The 19074-nt window shown below is 52.3% G+C and carries 21 protein-coding genes and 1 pseudogene; 6 read left to right on the forward strand and 16 right to left on the reverse strand.

The genetic code is table 11. The features are described from left to right. Window positions 1-11: 11 nt before the first annotated feature. Window positions 12-806 carry an SDR family NAD(P)-dependent oxidoreductase gene (locus tag AC2UZI_RS08755; protein ID WP_486943422.1) on the reverse strand — a complete coding sequence of 265 codons (795 nt, stop codon included), beginning with the start codon at window positions 804-806 and terminating at the stop codon, window positions 12-14. Between the two features lie 38 nt (window positions 807-844). Beyond that, on the reverse strand, window positions 845-1660 hold the full coding sequence (locus AC2UZI_RS08760) for a DODA-type extradiol aromatic ring-opening family dioxygenase (RefSeq protein ID WP_486943423.1): 816 nt from the start codon (window positions 1658-1660) through the stop codon (window positions 845-847). Window positions 1661-1767: 107 nt separating this feature from the next. Here AC2UZI_RS08760 and AC2UZI_RS08765 point away from each other — a divergent pair, with 107 nt between their 5' ends. After that, window positions 1768-2667 (forward strand): LysR family transcriptional regulator, encoded by a 900-nt coding sequence (locus AC2UZI_RS08765; RefSeq protein WP_486943424.1) that lies wholly within the window; start codon window positions 1768-1770, stop codon window positions 2665-2667. A gap of 68 nt (window positions 2668-2735) precedes the next feature. Here the strand turns inward: AC2UZI_RS08765 and AC2UZI_RS08770 are convergent, their stop codons facing one another. Beyond that, entirely contained in the window at window positions 2736-3248 is a 513-nt protein-coding gene (locus AC2UZI_RS08770; RefSeq protein ID WP_486943425.1) for an alpha-hydroxy-acid oxidizing protein, read from the reverse strand. Window positions 3249-3526: 278 nt separating this feature from the next. On the opposite strand from AC2UZI_RS08770, the gene AC2UZI_RS08775 reads away from it, so the two are divergent. Then, on the forward strand, window positions 3527-4168 hold the full coding sequence (locus AC2UZI_RS08775; RefSeq protein WP_486943426.1) for a c-type cytochrome: 642 nt from the start codon (window positions 3527-3529) through the stop codon (window positions 4166-4168). Next, complete coding sequence (locus AC2UZI_RS08780; protein WP_486943427.1) at window positions 4132-4449, forward strand: hypothetical protein; 318 nt, start codon at window positions 4132-4134, stop codon at window positions 4447-4449. The genes AC2UZI_RS08775 and AC2UZI_RS08780 overlap by 37 nt, the downstream gene beginning before the upstream one ends. 40 nt (window positions 4450-4489) lie before the next feature. On the opposite strand, the gene AC2UZI_RS08785 is transcribed toward AC2UZI_RS08780, so the two are convergent. The 3 genes from AC2UZI_RS08785 to AC2UZI_RS08795 form a co-directional block, all read right to left on the reverse strand. Beyond that, window positions 4490-4897, reverse strand: coding sequence for a carboxymuconolactone decarboxylase family protein (locus AC2UZI_RS08785; RefSeq protein WP_486943428.1), 408 nt, complete (start codon window positions 4895-4897; stop codon window positions 4490-4492). Window positions 4898-5638: 741 nt separating this feature from the next. Then, window positions 5639-6418, reverse strand: a complete 780-nt coding sequence (locus AC2UZI_RS08790) for an SDR family oxidoreductase (RefSeq protein ID WP_486943429.1) — start codon at window positions 6416-6418, stop codon at window positions 5639-5641. Further along, a complete protein-coding gene (locus AC2UZI_RS08795) occupies window positions 6418-6744 on the reverse strand; it encodes a nuclear transport factor 2 family protein (protein WP_486943430.1) in 327 nt (108 codons plus the stop codon). Before AC2UZI_RS08795 ends, AC2UZI_RS08790 begins: the two co-directional genes overlap by 1 nt. A 94-nt stretch (window positions 6745-6838) precedes the next feature. Here AC2UZI_RS08795 and AC2UZI_RS08800 point away from each other — a divergent pair, with 94 nt between their 5' ends. Then, the gene (locus tag AC2UZI_RS08800) at window positions 6839-7204 is read left to right on the forward strand and encodes a winged helix-turn-helix transcriptional regulator (protein WP_486943431.1); all 366 of its coding nucleotides are present in this window, start codon (window positions 6839-6841) and stop codon (window positions 7202-7204) included. Between the two features lie 97 nt (window positions 7205-7301). Next, window positions 7302-7595 (forward strand): type II toxin-antitoxin system RelE/ParE family toxin, encoded by a 294-nt coding sequence (locus tag AC2UZI_RS08805; protein WP_486943432.1) that lies wholly within the window; start codon window positions 7302-7304, stop codon window positions 7593-7595. Window positions 7596-7610: 15 nt separating this feature from the next. On the opposite strand, the gene trbL is transcribed toward AC2UZI_RS08805, so the two are convergent. From trbL to AC2UZI_RS08840, 7 genes and pseudogenes are all read right to left on the reverse strand, one after another. Beyond that, a complete protein-coding gene (gene trbL, locus AC2UZI_RS08810; RefSeq protein WP_486943433.1) occupies window positions 7611-8975 on the reverse strand; it encodes a P-type conjugative transfer protein TrbL in 1365 nt (454 codons plus the stop codon). Between the two features lie 2 nt (window positions 8976-8977). After that, a complete protein-coding gene (locus AC2UZI_RS08815; protein WP_486943434.1) occupies window positions 8978-9124 on the reverse strand; it encodes a hypothetical protein in 147 nt (48 codons plus the stop codon). Between the two features lie 2 nt (window positions 9125-9126). Beyond that, on the reverse strand, window positions 9127-9921 hold the full coding sequence (trbJ, locus tag AC2UZI_RS08820; protein WP_486943435.1) for a P-type conjugative transfer protein TrbJ: 795 nt from the start codon (window positions 9919-9921) through the stop codon (window positions 9127-9129). 146 nt (window positions 9922-10067) lie between these two features. Then, window positions 10068-10326: pseudogene (locus tag AC2UZI_RS08825) on the reverse strand (plasmid mobilization protein); the annotation flags it as partial. 1003 nt (window positions 10327-11329) lie between these two features. After that, entirely contained in the window at window positions 11330-12190 is an 861-nt protein-coding gene (gene repC, locus AC2UZI_RS08830) for a replication protein C, IncQ-type (RefSeq protein ID WP_486943436.1), read from the reverse strand. After that, window positions 12177-13004 carry a helicase RepA family protein gene (locus AC2UZI_RS08835; protein ID WP_486943437.1) on the reverse strand — a complete coding sequence of 276 codons (828 nt, stop codon included), beginning with the start codon at window positions 13002-13004 and terminating at the stop codon, window positions 12177-12179. The genes repC and AC2UZI_RS08835 overlap by 14 nt, the downstream gene beginning before the upstream one ends. Window position 13005: 1 nt before the next feature. Then, window positions 13006-13233 carry a helix-turn-helix transcriptional regulator gene (locus AC2UZI_RS08840; protein ID WP_486943438.1) on the reverse strand — a complete coding sequence of 76 codons (228 nt, stop codon included), beginning with the start codon at window positions 13231-13233 and terminating at the stop codon, window positions 13006-13008. An 89-nt stretch (window positions 13234-13322) separates the two neighbouring features. On the opposite strand from AC2UZI_RS08840, the gene AC2UZI_RS08845 reads away from it, so the two are divergent. Continuing rightward, window positions 13323-14309, forward strand: coding sequence for a LuxR family transcriptional regulator (locus AC2UZI_RS08845; protein WP_486943439.1), 987 nt, complete (start codon window positions 13323-13325; stop codon window positions 14307-14309). 72 nt (window positions 14310-14381) lie between these two features. On the opposite strand, the gene AC2UZI_RS08850 is transcribed toward AC2UZI_RS08845, so the two are convergent. From AC2UZI_RS08850 to guaA, 3 genes are all read right to left on the reverse strand, one after another. Continuing rightward, the gene (locus AC2UZI_RS08850; RefSeq protein WP_486943440.1) at window positions 14382-15890 is read right to left on the reverse strand and encodes an ApeA N-terminal domain 1-containing protein; all 1509 of its coding nucleotides are present in this window, start codon (window positions 15888-15890) and stop codon (window positions 14382-14384) included. A 63-nt stretch (window positions 15891-15953) separates the two neighbouring features. Next, window positions 15954-17153: a tyrosine-type recombinase/integrase gene (locus AC2UZI_RS08855; RefSeq protein ID WP_486943441.1), complete on the reverse strand. Its 1200-nt coding sequence runs from the start codon at window positions 17151-17153 to the stop codon at window positions 15954-15956. A 305-nt stretch (window positions 17154-17458) separates the two neighbouring features. Then, on the reverse strand, window positions 17459-19045 hold the full coding sequence (gene guaA / locus AC2UZI_RS08860) for a glutamine-hydrolyzing GMP synthase (protein WP_486943442.1): 1587 nt from the start codon (window positions 19043-19045) through the stop codon (window positions 17459-17461). Between the last annotated feature and the right edge of the window lie 29 nt (window positions 19046-19074).

The raw sequence follows: 19074 nt of genomic DNA on the forward strand, positions 1-19074 counted from the left end.
AAGTCATCTCCTTAAGCAATGCTCTCAACAATGCCGCCTTCGACCCGTAAGGCAGCTCCGGTTGTGGCACTTGCCTGTGTCGATGCCGCGTAAACGCAGAGGTTAGCGACTTCTTCTGGGCTCGCAAAGCGATGTAATAACGTGGATGGACGGTTCTCTTTAAGAAATAACGCTTCCATTTCCTCAGTGCTAACCCCGCGCTCAGCCGCCAAATCGGCCATCATCTGTACTGCGCCCTCTGTGCGAGTTGGCCCCGGCAAAATGGTGTTAACGGTCACGCCTGTGCCGGCCAATACTTTTGCCAACCCACGAGACAGGCCTTGGACAGCACTTTTGCTCACACCGTAGTGCACCATTTCGGTGGGAATATTTAAGGCCGATTCGCTGGAAATAAACTGGATACGCCCCCAGCCGCGCTCACGCATTCCTTTAGCGTAGTGACGAGACAACCGTACGCCACTCATAATATTTACTTCAAAGAATTCATCCCACAATTCGTCATCAATGTCGAAAAACTCACGAGCGCCATAAATACCCAATCCGTTAACCAAGATATCCGCTTGAGGTTGAGCAGCAATCAAAGCCGCTGTGCCCTCTGCCGTGCCGACATCGCCAACCACGCCACGTGCGTCATCACGCCCTGTTTCAGCGCACACTGTCGCGACCGCAGCATCGACTCTGCCCTGATCACGACCGACGATTGTCACTTGGGCTCCGGCCTTGGCCAGCCCAATGGCGATGGCAAGACCAATACCACCTGTCGAACCCGTCACAATCGCTGTCTTTGTTGAAAGATCGATAATCATGCTCTAACTCCTTTCCATCTTGTTAAGTAACCTGACGCTCAGCCAAACTGAAAGGCCGAGATGGTGGTTTGCATCACCCGTTCAGAATAAATTTTTTGTCCCGCATCGTCGCCTGCTGCACCGGCAACCATTAACAACGGGATTAAATGCTCTTCACCTCCTTGAGGATGGCAAAGGCTAGCGTGTGGCGCGGTAGACCACGCCTGTAGCTGTTGATCACGTACAGGCGCAGGGCTTTGCACAGCGTCTGTTAACCATTCATCGAACTCATCGGAAATGGCTGAAAAGCGAGGGTCGCCGTAAGCCCGCATATTATGAAAACTCATGCCGCTACCAATAATTAGCACGTTTTCATCACGCAAGGCCGCTAAGGCTTTACCAGCCTGCAGATGGGCTTGAGGGCTCATATCCTTACGCAGAGACAATTGCACAACAGGAATGTCCGCCCCCGGAAACATCAGCTTCATGGGAATAAACATGCCGTGATCAAAGCCGCGCTCGGCATCCGTTTGCGCAGAAAGGCCATCAGCTTGAATCAGCTGAGCGACTCGCTCCGCCAATTGCGGATGCCCCAGCGCTGGATAGCGTAGCTCATAGGTATGAGCAGGAAAGCCATAATAGTCGTAAATCAATTCCGGACGAGTATGGCTAGTCACGCTAAACTGCGGCTCTAACCAATGCGCCGAAATCATCACAATGGCACTTGGGCGCTGGGGCAAGGTGCTGGCAACATTCTTCAGAAAATTACCCATACCCACCCACGTATCAGCGGGCTTCCAGTCCATAAAAAAACAAGGGCCACCGCCGTGGGGAATGAACCAGACGGGCTGACGTGACATGGAATCGTTACTCACTGTTGGTGTCCTCCAAACTTTGTATGCTTACAGTATGGCTGCTACCGTTAAGTATGAGAACCGTCTATTATTAACTAAGACTTAATACTATTAGTAGGAAATGATAAATGGACCGTATTACCAGCATGCGCGTCTTTGTCCGCGCTGCCCATGCTGGCAGCCTGTCTGCTGCTGCTCGCCATCTGGGCATGTCACCAGCAATGGCCACCAAACACGTCAATGCATTAGAGGCTCGGCTGGGAGTCAAACTCTTCCACCGCACGACACGGCGCCTAAGTCTTACTGAGCCAGGAAGTAATTATCTGGAAGCCTGTCAACGCATCCTGCCGGACATTGACGAAGCCGAAGCGGCGGCCACGTCACAGCGACTCAAAGCCACAGGGCTACTACGCATGAATGTACCCCTGTCATTCGGCACGCGTTATGTTGCCCCGCTGATTCCAGAGTTTAGCCGGCAGCACCCTGAGGTGAGGATTGAACTGGGTTTAAGTGATGCACAATTGGATTTAATCGCCGGTAGCTGGGATCTGGCTATTCGTATCGGAAAACTGGCCGATAGCCCGCTGCAGACTCGTCAATTGGGGGACAGTTGTATGATTGTTTGCGCCGCCCCGAGCTATCTAAATCGGCGTGGCGTACCGCGTACTGTTAACGAGCTAGCCCAGCATAACTGTCTTAGCTACACCTTATCCGCTATGCAAGATGCAAAGCAGTGGGTCTTTAGCGCAGAGGGCGACATACGCGTCCCCATCAATGGCGACTTGCTGGCAAACAACGGAGATGCCTTATTAGCGGCCGCTGTAGGCGGACAAGGCATTATTTATCAACCACACTTTATTGTTTGCGAAGCGATCAAACGTGGCGAACTGGTCGCACTAGAATTGGACAAACCCGTAACTCAACTGGGTGGTATTCACGTGCTTTACCCTCCTGACCGAAGGCCGCCCGCTAAAGTTCGCGTCATGATTGATTACTTAATCGAGTCACTGGCGAAATCACCACCTTAGGTTTTAAAAATAATTAAGCCCATGTTTTTGCATGGGCTTAATTTACGCGTGCTGAATGGCCACAACGATTATGCCTTTTCAGCCCCTGCCTTGTTGTAAAGAAATTTTGAGTCAATTTCCTTAATGTTCTCGACGCCAGCAATCATCATGGCGCGTGATAACTCTGCCCCGATTCGGTCGTATACGCTTTTCACACCTTGCGCTCCACCTAGCGACAAACCATACAGAATCGGTCTGCCCAACGCCACAGCATCTGCACCTAGCGCCAAGGCTTTAAACACATAAGTTCCGCGACGAAGACCACTATCCATAATGACAGGAACACGGCCATTGACGGCTTTAACCACGGCTGGCAAAAGCTCGACAGCGGCCGGCACGCCGCCCAAGCCTCGACCACCGTGTTGAAACCATTTAGGACCTGAGGTGGCCGCAGCGATATCTTCCAGCGTTTCATTCGATGGTGTACTCGCGGTGTAAAGCGTACCCGCATCGCCCGCTCCTTTAGCTGACCCAAGCTCTGCCGAGGTATGCACAACCCCATGCGCACCCAACGTTTCAAAACTTGCCTTGAGATGGATCAAAGTGCAATACTGAAATATCGAAGCAACGCCGTTGACTTTTCAAGCTAATTTATCGTATCTGGCAGTCCCACAAACAGTAACAGGGACTCCCCAAATGTACAATAAACGCTACCTAGTAACGCGCTCAGCAAACGGTTGCTGCGGCGATCAAACTCCCCCATTCTCTTATTTATCGCGACATTAGGTTGTTCCGCTTCCATGGCTGGCACGGGGTATATTCCTGATGATCAAGACACGTACCCAGAGTCGATCACTGCCATCCCCGCCGTGATGAGCCAATGCTTTGCCCTAATGGACGCAGTGAATATAACGACTGGCCTAGTCTTGCCGGACAAAAGGAGGCGTATCTACTTCAACAACTTAGAGCCTTCAAATCGGGCGAGCGTAGCCACCCGATGATGCAGCCCGTCGTTGATGTGTTGAACGATGACGTGGTACCGCGTCAAGCCCCACGATCAATTTCCCATCATGTTTGCGCGCCCGACCAATCAGGAAGACCTTTCGATACGGAGGACCGTACGATTTGGGCAGGACCGCGTGTACTGAGCGAACCATTAAATCGTCTGCTATACGAAAAAGGCCTCGCTTTCCCTTCAGCACACACCGGTTTTGTCACCATTGGGGGTATCTCCTTGGCGGCGGTATGGGTTGGAGTGTGCCTGCTTGGCGTATGGCATGTGCCTCTAGCCGCTGAGGTGATGTTGGCTGACGGCAGTGTCGTAATGGCTTCAGAAAACGAAAACACCTACTTTTACACGCTGGACCAATTAGATACGGCCGTTCCCGAATTCTTAAAGTTACAGCCTGAAAGCAACAATCGTTCAGAAGTATTGGGCGCTTTAGGGCGCTTCAATCCGCCCAGAACGCCTCCTGAGAAAGAAACATGGCACTGGTCACCGACGACCCTGCGCCCGTGCTAAAACTGTTGGGTGACAAGCTTTCCACTAAGGCCCTCGATCCACGTTCTTTCGGCTTCTCCGTTTTAGGCAGTAACCCCACGGTACCCGAGCCAGCCTGCTATACCTACAAAGCGCCCCACTACGTCTCCTGGTACCTGATGGGCACAAGCAACGAGATCGACTTCACGCACTTCCCCAATATGGCAAAAGAATGTTTCTCTGAAGAGAAATGGGACAAACCGCAAGACGTACGTAAGCAATATGACCCCAACAAGCGCTTTGCTACCTATCTTGATGCCTAACTAAGCCAGTGCGGATAGGGCTCTGCAGATAAACGCCAAGTCACTTCGACTGAGTAATCTGTACGCCCTGCTCTGCAAAAACGTCCTGTGCTACTTTTAAAGCGTTCAACGCGCGAGGAAAACCCACGTAGGGAATCAGATGCATAATGCAACCCGCTATCTCGTCAGCGGTCAAACCTACATTTAGGCCAGTGATCACATGCATGCCGATTTGCGGTGTTCCCTGCGCAACCAGCGCTGAGATGGTCGTTAGCACTTTCTGTTTGTTATCAAGTCCTGGGCGAGCGTAAATATCACCAAACGCAAACTCCACAACCAATTTGCTTAAATCCGGCGCTATATCCTTGAAGCTTTCGCCTATTTCCATATGACCCGTTGGGCTCTGCTCGTTTGGCACGGTCAACTCTTTAAGCTTATCCATACCCTTTTGGTAACGATCGTTAGACATCGACTGCTCTCCTATTCATAAAAACGTCTGAATCACCTTTTAAGCTAAGCGGGTATTGTACGTCGCTATGGGAAATACAATGTTTTAGCCACTTTTTAAGCTCCTGATCACTCAGCTCTGCCAGAATGACTGGCAGGCTAGTGAGTGGTCCGAGCGTATACAAGACACACACCTCTACAAACCATTTCCCAACAAACACTTGGGCACACTGCAGAGCTTCCTTGGAGCGTGCTGAAGTTTAGCTCTGCTTTCGTACTGTCGAATATCACCAAGGCTATCAATTTTTAAGCGGAAACAGGACTTCGGGATCCCTGGCTTGGCCCAGCATCACTGCCACACGAACCACGCCCTCAAATCCCACATTACGCCCAACTTCCGGATTGGACACTGTATTGGGACCGATACGTTTCCCCTTCTGGCTCTTTGATAGATGAAAAAAGCCCGCAGTTACGCGGACTTAGCGGCTTTTTACGCCTTTAGGTGCCTGGCCGTGCCAGACGCGGGATCATTCCCACTCAGTTATCAATAATAATAAAAATTTGTGTTAAATCAATGAATTAAAGCATATAGATCCGACGATGCCACGAAAAATACCATGGCATGTCACTCGGTCCACTCATCGGGGACGCAAACACGCTGCGATGTGATTGGCTTCTCTACGCCTTTTCGTTCGGACCTGCATGCTATACATGTTCCCGCCGAAAACATTCAATGGAGTGGTCATTGTCGATTTCCGAACGCCTATGCAGTCGGAACCGTGCCGCCGTCAATAACATACTCAGTACCCGTGATCATGGCCGCGCGTGTGGAAGCCAAGAATGCAATGAGATTCGCAACGTCGATAGGCTTTGATGGTCGCCCCAACGGAATGCCGCCTAGAGAGTCCATGATGATCTTTTTGCCACCCTCGTAGTCCGTCCCAGCCTGCAAGGCTAGGCGCTCGGCAAGGGCCACAGATGCCTCTGTCTCGATCCAGCCGGGTGCGACCCGAACGACGCGGATGCCTTTGGGTGAAACCTCTTTCGACAGGCTCTTACTGTACGTCGAGAGCGCAGCCTTCGCCGCCGCATAGCCGGTGGTTGATTCCGGCAGAGGTAGCTCGCGCTGGATTGAAGTAACGTGAATGACAACGCCTGCGCCTTGTGCCAGCATGCTAGGCAACAATGCACGATCAAGTCGGACGGCGGGCAACAGATTGAGGTTCAATTCGCGCTGCCACTCATCATCGCCCAAAGCCGCGAAGCCTCCGGCGGGTGCCGTCGAGCCACCCAGAACATGGACGATGATGTCCACGCCTCCAAAGTTGGCAATGACTGCATTTGCCACAGAGTCACAGCCTTTGGCTGTCGTCAGGTCAGCAGCTACGAAGATATCTGCTGACATATCAGTGGGTTGCTCCCGGGCCGTTGTCAGCACTTTCGCGCCGAGTTCGCGGAACAGGCCAACGACTGCCTTTCCGACACCCTTAGTACCCGCCGTCACAAGGATGCGCTTGCCTTCTAGCTCTAGGGTCGGGGACATCAGCGAATCTCCAACGACCGGATCTTGTCGCCCGTCAGTTCAAATACATGGTCGAGCTGAACGGGGCTGCCGGGGAAGTTGCCGACAACATTTGTTGCAACGGTGACCCGATCGTCGTCTCGGGAAACGTTGATAGGCTCAACGGTGTATTCAAACTTCTTCCGTGCTTCACGCATCCAAGACTGGATAGCAGCGAGCCCTCGATGTGTGTGTCTTTCGTCAACAACAAATGCATTCTGCGTAAAGCAGCGGTCGATGCGAACGGTGTCCGAGCCGTTGCTGAGCTCGAAGTAGGAGGAAATTGGATCTGGTAGTGAAAGAGTCATGGTTGTTGCGTTCTCTCGGTGAGTTGCTGTACATATATTTTCGATATAGACTCTCTATTCGTCAAGAACGCACCAAAAAGTAAGTTACTGATCTATGAGAAAGGTATACACACCAACCACTGCTGCACTGGGGGTAACAGAAGTCCTTCGACTACTGGAGGGCCGATGGAAGCTCATCATCCTTTTCCATCTCTTCGATGGAAAAGTGCAACGCTATTCGGACCTCGAGAAGCTGATCCCGGGTATCTCCCAGAAAATGCTGGCTCAACAACTGCGGCAGTTGGAAGCGGACGGGATTGTTTCACGGAGGCTGTATCCGCAGGTTCCCCCAAAGGTCGAGTACCGACTAACGGATTGGGGGCAAGCTTTGTGCCCTGCCTTGGATGCAATGTTGAAGTGGGCAGAACAGCGTGATGCGCTACTCGTGAAGGAGGCTCCGGGCGATGAAAATGACGACTGATGGCTCAGGCAATTGATAGCCCGCTATTTCGCCCGATCTCCCTGGACACTCCGCCGTCTCGCCGCGCAGCGACTCACGGCCGCATGGCTGCCCCTGAATGATGGAGCTGCTATGGACACCGGAGGCTGTCAGGGATCGCGACGATATTTACGACTACATCGAAAAAGACAACCCCCTTGTTGCCCTGTCACTTGACGATTTGATATTGCCCACGCACTGGGAATGTTTAGCCTCCACTGGCCCAGCTGGTTCAAGCTCCTGCATCGGGTCGGGGCGCAATACAAAAGCTGCTATCTCTGCCTCCCTATCCATCTCGGTGGTTTGGTCCCCCAAGGGCGAAACGAACTCCGGCACTTCTACCCTTGGCGTTTCATCCAAAGCTGCCATGTAAGGTATCGTCATTGTCTTAACTCCTGCCTTCATCGTTGCTGCTGCCCAAGCTATCACCATCGAACTGGCCAAATTGTGGCTCCATGCTTTCACGAATTGATGCGGCCATTTTCCCGCCAGTCGTTTCACTTACTCGTTCCTGAAATCCTTGCTTCATCTTCGAACCAGCATTCTTGGCCAACTCAGATACAGTACCAGCGGCCAGCTTGGTTGCTCTGGCAAAACCGGCATCACTCGAACTGCTCCCACTGTCACTAAAACCAGCAGCTAGAGAAAACGGCGTATCACCAGTACCAGCTTCACCACCGCCGCTGTTAACCACTGATCCCAGGCTTGGCATATCACCACCTCCAGCATCCATGCTTGCCGAGGCTTTCTGAAATGCCGCTTGAATAGCCGATGCTCCACCAGTCACCCCAGCAGCAGCGCCCATAGTCGCCTTTGCTGCGAGGGCTGCGCCGCCCGTGGCCATACCTGCCGCTGCCATACCTGCGCCCATGAGTGCTCCCGCACCAAACGAACTACCTGCCGAGGCAGCAGCACCGCCACCAGGGATCAGGCCTGCTATCACGTTCGGAATGGTGTTGACGAGAATCATCAGAACAAGGGAAACAACAAAAATCACCAACAACTCGTCTAGTGCCGCATTCTCTGCCAGAGCACCGTGATAACCATCAATGATGGAAGTTGCTATGCCCACTAAAAGCGTCATGGTCAGAAGTTTGAGAGCAATTCCAGCCACACTCCTGAAGTAACCAATTGCAATGTCAGAAGTCCAACGCGACCCTCCAAAACCCAAAACAAAAATGCCGGAGTATGCGACCACCCAGGCCGTGACCAGTGCCAATAACACGTTGGCTGCAACCACCCCCATACACACCAATATGGCCAGCGTGGTTAGAAAAATCGACAGGTTGTCGATAGGACTGGTGATGCTGTAGCTTTTGGCCGCTTTCGCCAGAATATCGAAAGCAATGTCGATAGGTGTCGATGGGTTCAACCCCTGAGATAGCCCGGATGCTTCGCTCGCAATCATCCTCAACGAGTTGATAATATCCATAGCGAAGTTGGGGCCGTTAAGAAGCAGCCACCAGAAAAATCCCGTGGTTATAGTGAAACGGACGAGCTCGGCAAAAAACTCCCCAATGTCAGCTTTTCGCAGCGCCATCATGCCGAACGTCCAGACCATCGAAATCACAACGAGTGTCCAGAACAACCAAGAGGCATACTGACCAATAACGCTCGCCCAGGTGCTACTTACTGCCAAGAACCTGTCTGATACATCATTTAGAACGCCACCTCGTTCTATAGCGGCTGCGGCGTTCTGAGACAATATCAACAACGGCGATACCAAACCTAAACGCATAAGTACCATTTTCATATTCAGTACTCCTTGCTTTTGGAACGGTCCACCGGCCCTTCCAAACTCTTATAAATGGATTCCTCTGGTTCTGGTTGACGCTCTTCTTTACAACCCATCAGAAACGATACAAACAAGACGACTGCCAAGGCCTTAAGCATGGTTTTCATGATCAGTACTCCTTGCTGTTGGAACGGTCCACTGGCTCCTGCAAGCCTTTATAAAGATGCTCACGAGATGCTTGATATAGAGCTTCACGGTCAGCATCCGCCTGCATCCTGGCGGCTACAGCGTTCTGCTGTGCAGCCATCATGGTTCGCATCTGCAAGAGCTGATTGGCCTGGTTGCTGGCAAGCTGATTGGCGTAGCCGATGGCCTGCAATTGCCCCTCGGCTCCCTGGGCTGCACTTTGCAATCGCTCCAGGTTGCGGGCATCGTTTTTCAACGCCTTCTGTTGATCGCTGACGGTCTGGAAAAGCGCATCGTTCGCTATCTTTTGCGACTCAGACGCTAGGCGGCGATTCTCTGCCATAGCGGCCTGTTCGGCGGGTGTGCAACCGGCCGTGCCGTTAAAGCAAGGGGATGAACGGTAATAGGCCACGTCCTGGAACTTGACCAAGTAGTTGTCCAGACTGCCAAGCTGGTTTTCGTAATACGCCAGGGTGTTCTGCGCTTCAATCAGTCGGTTGATCGTAGTCTGCGCTTGATCCCAGATATACGCGGCCGGGGCCATCGAGTTTTGCAATTGGTTTTCGTACTGCTGCAATTGGGTCTGGTACTGCTCGATCTGCTTGAGCGTCTGCGCCACCGACTCGATGGCCGTCATGATGTTCTGCGTCAGGTTGCCGCCGTCAATGACCGGAATACCGGCCTGAACCGGCGGTATAGACACAGTGATGATACTGGCTGCCAGAGCGACCGATCGCAATGTCCAGCGGTTGAAAATCCGATTTTTTGAAGTTTGCATGGCTTGGCCTCCAATTACTAATGAATGCCTTATGGTGCCTAGCAATGCATCTTGATTCAGCCTGATAATTGGCCAAATAGGTTGACAAAAATTTAGCTGCTAAAGTCATGGCTCGGCCCTCGGTCGCACCACGGCGTTCAGGACGCGCCCGATTTGGCCGTCCGCACATCATCGGTCAGCCAAAGTTTCAGCAAGCCGCCAAGTCTGCCAAGGTCGCCATTGATCCGGGCCAGTTCGCGCACGCGCTCGTAGTCGGTGATGCCCTTGATTTCGTAGCCCTGGCCGACTTCGCGCAAGTAGCGCGCAACGCTCAAGCCCGCCTGATCTCTTCTTATCGTCCGGGAACTCCGGCACCCGTAGACGGTGGCGGCGCTTCCGGCCTGTTTGCTTTTCGTCTTTCTCCATCGTCCAACCTCGGTTGTTGCTTCTAGGCCGGCGGTAGCCGGCTGCCTCGCAGAGCAGGATTCCCGTTGAGTGCCCCCGGCGCGAATAAGGGATAGTGAAGATAGGTAACCGGCTTGCCGGTTAGCTAACTTCACCCATCTTGCCCGCCTTACGGCGATGTTTACACCAAGGAAAGCGTACATCCGATGCCGTGCATAGTGAGTGGAGACTGGTGGTTACCTTGAATCCTTAACCAGCAGATGGGTAAGCACCTGATATACAGCGAAAACCTTGCTATTTGCATGCAACAACCTATCAATAAACATCAAAAAACAATCTAGAAACCAACGAAATACCTTCAGAAAACAACTTACCGGACAATCACCGCCCGCATGCTCCCAATCAAGCGATTCAGGAGGGGCTAGAATGATTTTTCCTTGTCATATGGCATTTCCAAAATTTGCATTAGTAATAGGGGAGTGACTTTGAACAGCCCTACTTCGTGCCGTTCCGGCCTTGCGGGCTACTCATAATTTATTCATCACAGGACTACTCAAAAACAGGGCCTTCGGCTCGGGCGTGGGCTTCGCCATTAGTAATAGGGGAGGGACTTGGGACACCTGCCGCCGCACCTGTTGGCTGCTGTAATAGGGGGAGGGACCCACCTCATTACCAGCCATTAGTAATACGGATGGACATGATTTCACGCCCCTATGGGGCGAGTTTTAACGCCAAGGAGAAGACATGATCCGCCCCTCTCTTTCTTGGCGTTAAACCATCGGCCTATGGCCGATTGAGAAAGCCCGCCAGGGCTTTATTAGTAAGGTCAGAGCGCGCCCCTCAAGGCGCGAACTGTGCCGCGCATGATGGATTATCTTTAGATAATCATGGATGGATTTTTTAAACTGTACGCAAGGCCGCACCGTGCCTGGGGTTTCCGGATCAGGAAGGGTGACGTTACGACGGTGAAAGGGTGGCGTTACGACGGTAGAGAGGTGGCGTTACGACGGTAAAAAAGATGCTGTTACCGTGAGTGGGATACCGTTGCGGTAAGACTGGGCCTTTTGACTTTCCATTTTCTCTTGGCGTACTCGCTCACCGTCCAACCCACGGCAGCAAGCTCAACCAGAGCCTTGCGGGCAGTTTGGCGACGTGTTTTTAGCGTGTTGGGATTGGCCACGTCATCCGGCCAGACGTAGCCGCAAAGGGTGTCCAGTTCCACGCGCCCAGATTTTCCTGAGTCGATCCAGCCGCATAGCCGTTGGTGCATCAACCGCGCCGGGTCAGTCCGGAGCGCCCGAACTTCAGTCATGTCGATACGGGCATATGGGCGATGCCCCAGGATCGCTTCAGCAATGCGCGGATTCAGGGCAACCCATAGCCTGCCGTCCACATCGTCAAAAGCGTGGCTCATCAGATGGAAAGCGGCTTGGTACCGTCCCTTCGTCACAAGAATGGTGACGTTCGACATGCGTAGCAGGCTGGCTTTTAGCGCTTTGATGTTGTCGCCGCTGTCCGTCATGCCCGTTTCTGAGAGTAGCTTGGTCAGGCTCTCACGGACAACCAAACCGTCTTGCTCTATGGCTTCGAAGCGAGGCTCAAGAAATAGCCTGAGCTGCTGCCCAGTCTCGCTGGTCGGTTCCGGAGTTAGCAAGATGCCATTAGGCCCACCAAGGGCCACGATGCCTTGCAAAAGACGCATATCATCGGCTCCAAGCGGTTCAAAACCGACAAAACGCATGGACTCGTCCTCTCCAAAGGTGTAGGTCACATCCAGTTTGCCGCGCTTGCGTTCTCCACGTTTGAGACTGCGGAACAGGCCAGGAGCCAGACAATGCGCCGGGTCGTGGCGAGCGTGGGTCAGGTCATACTTAGGCTTTACCACGCTGACGCCCCGCTACCCTGCACTGCCGCTCCAGCACAGCTGGCTTCAGCACACCGCCTTCGTGCCGCCTCAACCAGCGTTCTTGGAAAGGTGTGCCGTAGTTTGCCTTGCTGACACCATAGCGGACAAAGAACCCCCGCTGCCCCTCATCAACACCCCATTCCTCGGCCTCGGTCTGCGTCATGCCGGAGAGATACGACTGCCAGCGGATGTTATCGACCAGCACCGATGATCCACGGCTGGCCTGCTGTTGATCGCCAGCGCCCGCCACCGCCGCGCCCTTGTTGGCGTGATGCAGAAACACGATGGCGCAGCCGGTATCAGCCGCTATGGCCTCCATGCGACCAATGACCTGTGCCATAGGCCCGCTGGCGTTCTCCTCCTCGTTATGGAAGCGGCGCAGGGTATCTAAAATCATCAGACGATGACCCTCAGCGGCCCTTTTGAGGCCATCGAACCAATCGCAGACCATGATGTTGGGGCATTTGCCAATCAGCGGTTCAATCAGCAGGCCAACAGCCACGGCTTGCCGCTGTTCGGCTGTGAGGTGTGCGCCAAGGGCGTGTAAACGATGATGTATCGCGACAGGCGGGTCTTCGGCGGGCAGGTAGACCACCGCACCCGTGGGCAGCTCGCCAACTTCCAGCAGATCAGGGCCGCCAGCAATCTGCGCAGCCAATTGCAGAATCAGCATGGACTTGCCTGCCCCACCTGGCGACACAAGTGCGCCCACCGTGCCGGCAACCATATTGGGTAAAACGTAATCAATTGGCGGCGGCGGTTCATTGAACGCCGCCATCAGATCAAGGGCCATATCACCCCCTCACGTCGCCGGGCCGATCTGCCTGAATGCCCGACGCTTTACGCGCTTCGATCCACTCTTCGACTTCCGATAAATCCCATGCGACATTCCTGCATGTGAGCGCAATACGGCGCGGAAACTCCCCTCGTTGCTCCAAGTTATAGATGGTTCGCGTCGAGAGCGGAATGATCTCCAGGAGCTTTTTTCTGTTGATGAGTATTTTGCTGATTGCAGCTTGCATGGCCCGGCCTCCAATTACTAACGAGTGCCTTATGGTGCCTAGTAATTCATACTGCGACAGCCTTATAATTACCCAAAGAGGTTGACGCCATGAGAAAAGAAAAGACCACTACCCCCTTAAAAGCTCTAGATCCTAGCGTTGTCATATTCATTCATGACGACTGTTCACCCACTGTTGCGGAAGCCCTCCAAAAATTCCAAGATCGTTGGCGGCCATACTCCACGGCCTCACGCCGCTACCCCATTGTGGAATTGATCCAAGAAGTAATTGACCCAGCCGTGGCTACCTACATGTCCACCCTTCCTGCGCGTTATTCGAACTTTGTTCCAGGTGCCGGAACTGGAACCGACTTCAGCGAGATCATTCGCCTGGTGGGACTTGACGCCATGGTTCGCCTGCAACGAGAGTTGCTGCGTCGATTTCTCAAAACAGTGGATCGACAGGACTCAAGGGATCGGCGTTTTATTGCAACAATCGAATCTTTAGCCGGTCTGGCTTGGAGCTGCGCTTGCAAGCGCCCCAAGAAAGCGACTTTGCGTGGCTTGAATGGAACCCGCTCAAAAAGCTTCTGCCGCTTCTGTGGAAAACCTGCCGGACTAAAGTCATTTGCAGATGATGATTCTCAAGTGCGCGGCAACGATGACAGATTACGATTAAGCACCAAGTATTGCGCTGACCATCAGCCCCAACTGCCCAGCGGGGCATCAAACCTGGCTTATAGGCGAGCAAAGCGATCTGTCGCACACTTCGACATGGAACTTGGCCGACTTAACCGCCAATGTGCAAACCGAAGCACGCCACAAGCGGCGTCAGGCGACCCGCTGGTAGATCGATATTTCCACCAGTACCTGCTGAGCCAGACTGTACAGCCAGCCGACAAAGGAGAGCTGCGCAACCAAGCGCGATTGATGGTGGACTCGAAGCTATCAGACCGCAAAAAGCAAATACTGATACTCCAGTGGAGCGGGTTCAATCAGTCGGAGATAGCGCGAAAACTAGGCATCGAACGTCAGGCAGTATGGAAGGCACTGAAATCACTGACCTCGACACCCAGAATGCTCCAATTGAAGGAGTAAAAACGCCACGAAAAACTTTAGCAGCTAAAATCTACTTTCTCGCATATCTAGTCGATATTCACTGTGTATCAATCAAACTAGCGCCTTAAGATGGCCAATATTTTGCGAATAATTAAGAACATAAGCGCCAAACGGATGCTTCATCGGCATTCCTTCATCCAGCCAACGGTTAAAATCCCATCCAAGATCAAGCAGGTCCGATACAGCAAAAACAAACTCTAACGTATCAGTGATGAATGCAAATCCCGTAAAGTTCTCTTGATAGTCGAATGCCCTCTTACTGCCATGCACATAGTGATTGCGACATACAACAGCCTGATGACATGGCAGATGAAGCTCCGGAAATTTTCTGCCAGCTACAGCGATGATTTTGTCAGCACGGTGATAGATTTTGTCACGTAGACTAGCCTTACCAATGCGTCCCAAGGCCGACAGAACAGATTGCCTAGCAAAGCTCTCTGGCAGGTCTGAGAATATTTTGCGACATTGAATCACCGCGCCTTTCAGCGGTGCATCAACCTCCTTCGTAGTAGGCGCATGGCTCTCAGGCAACAAATCAAACATGTTGGCTGCACCGACGATGCGATTGATACTATAGGCACCGAAAAATGCTGTCGCAAATCGTTCCCTTGGATCAAGCATATTCTCTGCGCTGTTCATCCAACCTGCGGCTACCTTAGCAAACTCTTCGGGACGACGATCTGGAGCCAGAAGAATGTCGTTCATAGAGACTTTTGAGTCGTTCTTGACACGCTCGTTACACAGACTCCAGTACAGCCGTCCAGTCTGAGGCATGTCGTGCTCAGTTTCCTTTGAGCGATAAATCAATTCCAGCTCAATCCAGCGATAGCGCTGGCGGTGTCCGAGACTCAACTCAAACAATCCATGTAAATTTTGAAGCTCATGCGTTACTGCGATCAGCGACTTGGGCTCCGTAAATTCGATATTCGCGATGACTTGATTGCTAATGCCAACCCCTGCTGCAGTCCCCATACTGAAGGAAGGGCGATTTGTTAGTGATATTTTTCCGACTCCAGATTGAAGCGCTATTATTTCCCATAACCCGCTGTAATAGAGCAGACGCGGATGCTCGCTAATTTCAGGATTAAACGAGGGTTTCGACCAGCCATGCTCCTCAGCAATTTTCTCCGAGCGCTTGTGGTCCTCCTCTAGAATCCGGCGCGCCTCCTCTGCGTCCGGCCATAGGGATCGGAAGGTTTTGCTTCCACTTACAAGGCTGGCGACATTATCAAAATGATAACGCACTGCCTGGATAACAAGTTCGTCAGAACTTATAAACTCTTCACCAATGACAATAAAATTCGGAAAAAAAACGCTCTCAAACTGTGTATCTTTATCGAATCGGTACTGATTTTTTTCCTGGATCACACAATCCAAAATAGATGCTTTCTTACCGTCCACCAGTATTCCGTGAATATCTGTAAACTCGTCCCTCGGGCATCCCCAGAAATCCTTCCCAACGAGCCTAAGAATGCTTCCCGCGCCCGCAATATCCAGGTGTCCGACAAATTGACTATCGTTCGGAAGAAAAACACCATTGTATTGTTCGTGTGTCTGCATGGGGGAACCGTTTTTAATTCACATGAATAAGAAACCTGAACTAGGCAGGTTACAACCAAAATATCAGCGACTACTCCTGATAGTCCACTCATCAATCATATCCGCCCAATCCTGCAACATCTCAGCCCGCTGCTCACGGTACTCCGCCTTGTTGTAGACTGCCCTCACGCCCTTCTGCTCGTGCGCCAAGCACTTCTCGATCCAGTCGGTGTTGTAGCCAGCCTCATGCAACAGCGTACTGGCCGTGCGCCGCAAGTCGTGCGGCCCGAACTTGGCAAGCGACTTCCCATCTTTCTCCGCCGCTTTGTATGTCAGCGTTAGCACCTGGTTGAGAGTGGCACTACTCATCGGCGCATCAGAGTCGTACCGTGATGGCAGCACAAAGTCAGAACCACCGGCAAAGGTTTTCAGGGCGATGAAAATATCCAGAGCCTGTCGGGACAGAAATACCAGATGCGGATTACGCCGCTTCATCCTTTCCTTCGGAATCGTCCATAGCGCTTCGCTGAAATTGATCTCGCTCCAGGTGGCGTTGGTCAGCTCGCTTTTGCGTACCATCGTCAGTAACAACAGCTTGGCCGCCGCTCGATTTGTTGGACTTGTACCCACCCGCTCCATGTACTGATACATCAGCCCGATTTCTTCTGGCGTCAACGCCCGGTCACGCGGCTCGAACCGGGCGATAGATGCTGCACGCACCAGTGTTGCCGGATTCTCAACCTTCTGGCCGCGTTCGATTGCCCAGCGATACACGTTTAATACGATTTCGCGCACATGAACGGCGGTGGCCGGTGCGCCCCGCTCAACGATGGTATCGGTCAGTGCCCGCAAGTCCTCATGGGTAATTTCGGCCAGCTTCTGATTGGAAAATTTCGGCTTCAACTCGCGTGTATAGACTGAGCGACGCATGTCACGGGTGGAGTCGGCCATCTGATACCCACGCAACCACTTCTCCGCCCAGGCACCAAACGTCTCTGCATCTTTCACCCGTGCCTTGTCGCGGGCCTTCTCCTTGGCCGGTGACTTGCCCGCCGCGACCATCTTCTTGGCGTCCCCTAATTGTTCTCGGGCTTCGGCCAGGGTGATGCCACCCACGCCGTAGCGGCCAAAGGTGATGGTCTCCTGCCTACCATTAATCGAGTAGTTGTAGCGGAACGAAATGGAACCGGCTGGAGTGACAGCCACATATAGGCCATCTCGGTCATTCACCTTGTAGAGCTTGTCCCTGGGCTTAAGATTGCGCAGCTTGGTATCGGTCAGCATTCACCTTGTCCTTAATCGACTTTGATACCATGCTTGAAAAAGCCACAAAACAAGCCAATTTTTCCAATTAAAACAATGGCTTATTTAAAAACAATACCATGCTATCGGAAGAAAACATCACATGGTATCGGAACCGATCATGGTATCGTCAGCCAATAGTACCAGCTTTAATGCCACGCTAAAACGATGCTTGGCGCTTCCGCTTGCTGCCAGACAATGCCAGACATAAAAACAACAAAGCCCGCAATTACGCGGGCTTCAGGGCATCTCATGCCATCAGTTGCCTGGCCGTGCCAGACGCGGGATCATTCCCACTCAATTGTAGCCGGGGGCTTACTGGAAACGTCGTAGGTCACACGGTTGATACCCCGTACTTCATTGATAATACGGCCGGACACCCGTTTTAATAATGCATAGGGCAATTCAGTCCAATCGGCTGTCATAAAGTCAGAGGTTTCTACGGCACGTAGCGACACCACGTATTCGTAGGTGCGGCTATCGCCCATGACACCCACGCTTTTCACGGGTAGGAAAACCACAAAGGCTTGTGAGCTAAGCTCGTACCAGTTTTTGCCGGTTTCAGGATCAATAGTATTGCGAAGCTCTTCTATAAAAATAGCATCGGCTTGGCGTAGCAAATCAGCGTATTCCTTTTTGACTTCACCTAGAATACGCACCCCGAGGCCTGGGCCGGGGAAAGGATGGCGATACACCATTTCTGGCGGCAAGCCGAGTTCGATCCCTAAGAGTCTAACTTCGTCTTTAAATAACTCTCGTAGCGGCTCAAGCAGGCTTAAATTTAGGGTATCAGGCAAACCACCCACATTATGGTGCGATTTAATACCTGTGGCTTTACCCGATTTGGCCGCAGCAGACTCAATGACATCAGGATAAATGGTGCCTTGCGCTAACCAACGGGCATTTTTCTGCTTGCTGGCTTCGTCCTGGAAGATATGAACGAATTCCCTACCAATAATCTTACGCTTGGCTTCCGGGTCGGTTACTCCTGCCAGTTCGGATAAAAACGTGTCTGTGGCGTCAACGTGAATAACCTTCATGCCGAAGTTATCAGCAAAAGTGGCCATCACTTGCTCAGCTTCATTAAGTCGCAATAGGCCGTGGTCAACAAATACACACGTTAATTGGTCGCCAATAGCACGGTGAATTAACGCTGCCGCAACCGAGGAATCGACCCCACCTGACAAACCAAGAATGACTTCATCGTCACCCACCTGATCACGGATGTTCTGTATGGCCTCTTCCACGTAATCGGGCATATTCCAATCACCGGTACAACCACAAATCGTTTTTACAAAACGGCTAATGATGGCAGCGCCTTGTACCGTGTGCGTCACCTCAGGATGAAACTGAACGCCGTAGAACTGGCGCGTTTCATCTGCCATACCTGCTATGGGGCAAGAAGGCGTAGAAGCCATGAGCTTGAAACCAGCAGGCAAGCTTGTAACCTGATCACCGTGACTCATCCAGACCTTGAGCATGCCATGCCCTTCGCCAGTAACGAAGTCTTGAATGCCATCAAGTAAGCGAGTATGGCCATGGGCACGCACCTCGGCGTAACCAAATTCACGTTGGTCAGCGCGTTGAAGCTCGCCCCCTAACTGAAAGGCCATGGCTTGCATGCCATAACAAATACCCAAAACCGGCACCCCACGCGTAAACACCGCTGCGGGTACTTTTAACGCATCGTCATCATCGGCTGAGGCGTGACTGCCTGACAAAATAATGCCCTGCAAGCCTTCCTGAGCATTAATAAAATCGTCATCGACATCACCGGGATGAATTTCACAGTACGCGCCAGCCTCGCGAACGCGTCGAGCGATGAGTTGAGTAACTTGTGAGCCGTAATCAAGAATAAGGATGCGCTGATGCATGGATAAGGGATCTATAGTGAAAACTTCAA

The sequence above is a fragment of the Paenalcaligenes sp. DL 463 genome (assembly GCF_057475185.1).

What these genes read in the sequence shown, in the direction of transcription:
- AC2UZI_RS08755 (WP_486943422.1), bottom strand. Translation starts at nt 806, where the DNA reads ATGATTATCGATCTTTCAACAAAGACAGCGATTGTGACGGGTTCGACA.
- AC2UZI_RS08765 (WP_486943424.1), top strand. Translation starts at nt 1,768, where the DNA reads ATGGACCGTATTACCAGCATGCGCGTCTTTGTCCGCGCTGCCCATGCT.
- AC2UZI_RS08775 (WP_486943426.1), top strand. Translation starts at nt 3,527, where the DNA reads ATGCTTTGCCCTAATGGACGCAGTGAATATAACGACTGGCCTAGTCTT.
- AC2UZI_RS08780 (WP_486943427.1), top strand. Translation starts at nt 4,132, where the DNA reads ATGGCACTGGTCACCGACGACCCTGCGCCCGTGCTAAAACTGTTGGGT.
- AC2UZI_RS08785 (WP_486943428.1), bottom strand. Translation starts at nt 4,897, where the DNA reads ATGTCTAACGATCGTTACCAAAAGGGTATGGATAAGCTTAAAGAGTTG.
- AC2UZI_RS08790 (WP_486943429.1), bottom strand. Translation starts at nt 6,418, where the DNA reads ATGTCCCCGACCCTAGAGCTAGAAGGCAAGCGCATCCTTGTGACGGCG.
- AC2UZI_RS08795 (WP_486943430.1), bottom strand. Translation starts at nt 6,744, where the DNA reads ATGACTCTTTCACTACCAGATCCAATTTCCTCCTACTTCGAGCTCAGC.
- AC2UZI_RS08800 (WP_486943431.1), top strand. Translation starts at nt 6,839, where the DNA reads ATGAGAAAGGTATACACACCAACCACTGCTGCACTGGGGGTAACAGAA.
- AC2UZI_RS08805 (WP_486943432.1), top strand. Translation starts at nt 7,302, where the DNA reads ATGATGGAGCTGCTATGGACACCGGAGGCTGTCAGGGATCGCGACGAT.
- trbL (WP_486943433.1), bottom strand. Translation starts at nt 8,975, where the DNA reads ATGAAAATGGTACTTATGCGTTTAGGTTTGGTATCGCCGTTGTTGATA.
- AC2UZI_RS08815 (WP_486943434.1), bottom strand. Translation starts at nt 9,124, where the DNA reads ATGAAAACCATGCTTAAGGCCTTGGCAGTCGTCTTGTTTGTATCGTTT.
- trbJ (WP_486943435.1), bottom strand. Translation starts at nt 9,921, where the DNA reads ATGCAAACTTCAAAAAATCGGATTTTCAACCGCTGGACATTGCGATCG.
- AC2UZI_RS08835 (WP_486943437.1), bottom strand. Translation starts at nt 13,004, where the DNA reads ATGGCCCTTGATCTGATGGCGGCGTTCAATGAACCGCCGCCGCCAATT.
- AC2UZI_RS08840 (WP_486943438.1), bottom strand. Translation starts at nt 13,233, where the DNA reads ATGCAAGCTGCAATCAGCAAAATACTCATCAACAGAAAAAAGCTCCTG.
- AC2UZI_RS08845 (WP_486943439.1), top strand. Translation starts at nt 13,323, where the DNA reads ATGAGAAAAGAAAAGACCACTACCCCCTTAAAAGCTCTAGATCCTAGC.
- AC2UZI_RS08850 (WP_486943440.1), bottom strand. Translation starts at nt 15,890, where the DNA reads ATGCAGACACACGAACAATACAATGGTGTTTTTCTTCCGAACGATAGT.
- AC2UZI_RS08855 (WP_486943441.1), bottom strand. Translation starts at nt 17,153, where the DNA reads ATGCTGACCGATACCAAGCTGCGCAATCTTAAGCCCAGGGACAAGCTC.
- guaA (WP_486943442.1), bottom strand. Translation starts at nt 19,045, where the DNA reads ATGCATCAGCGCATCCTTATTCTTGATTACGGCTCACAAGTTACTCAA.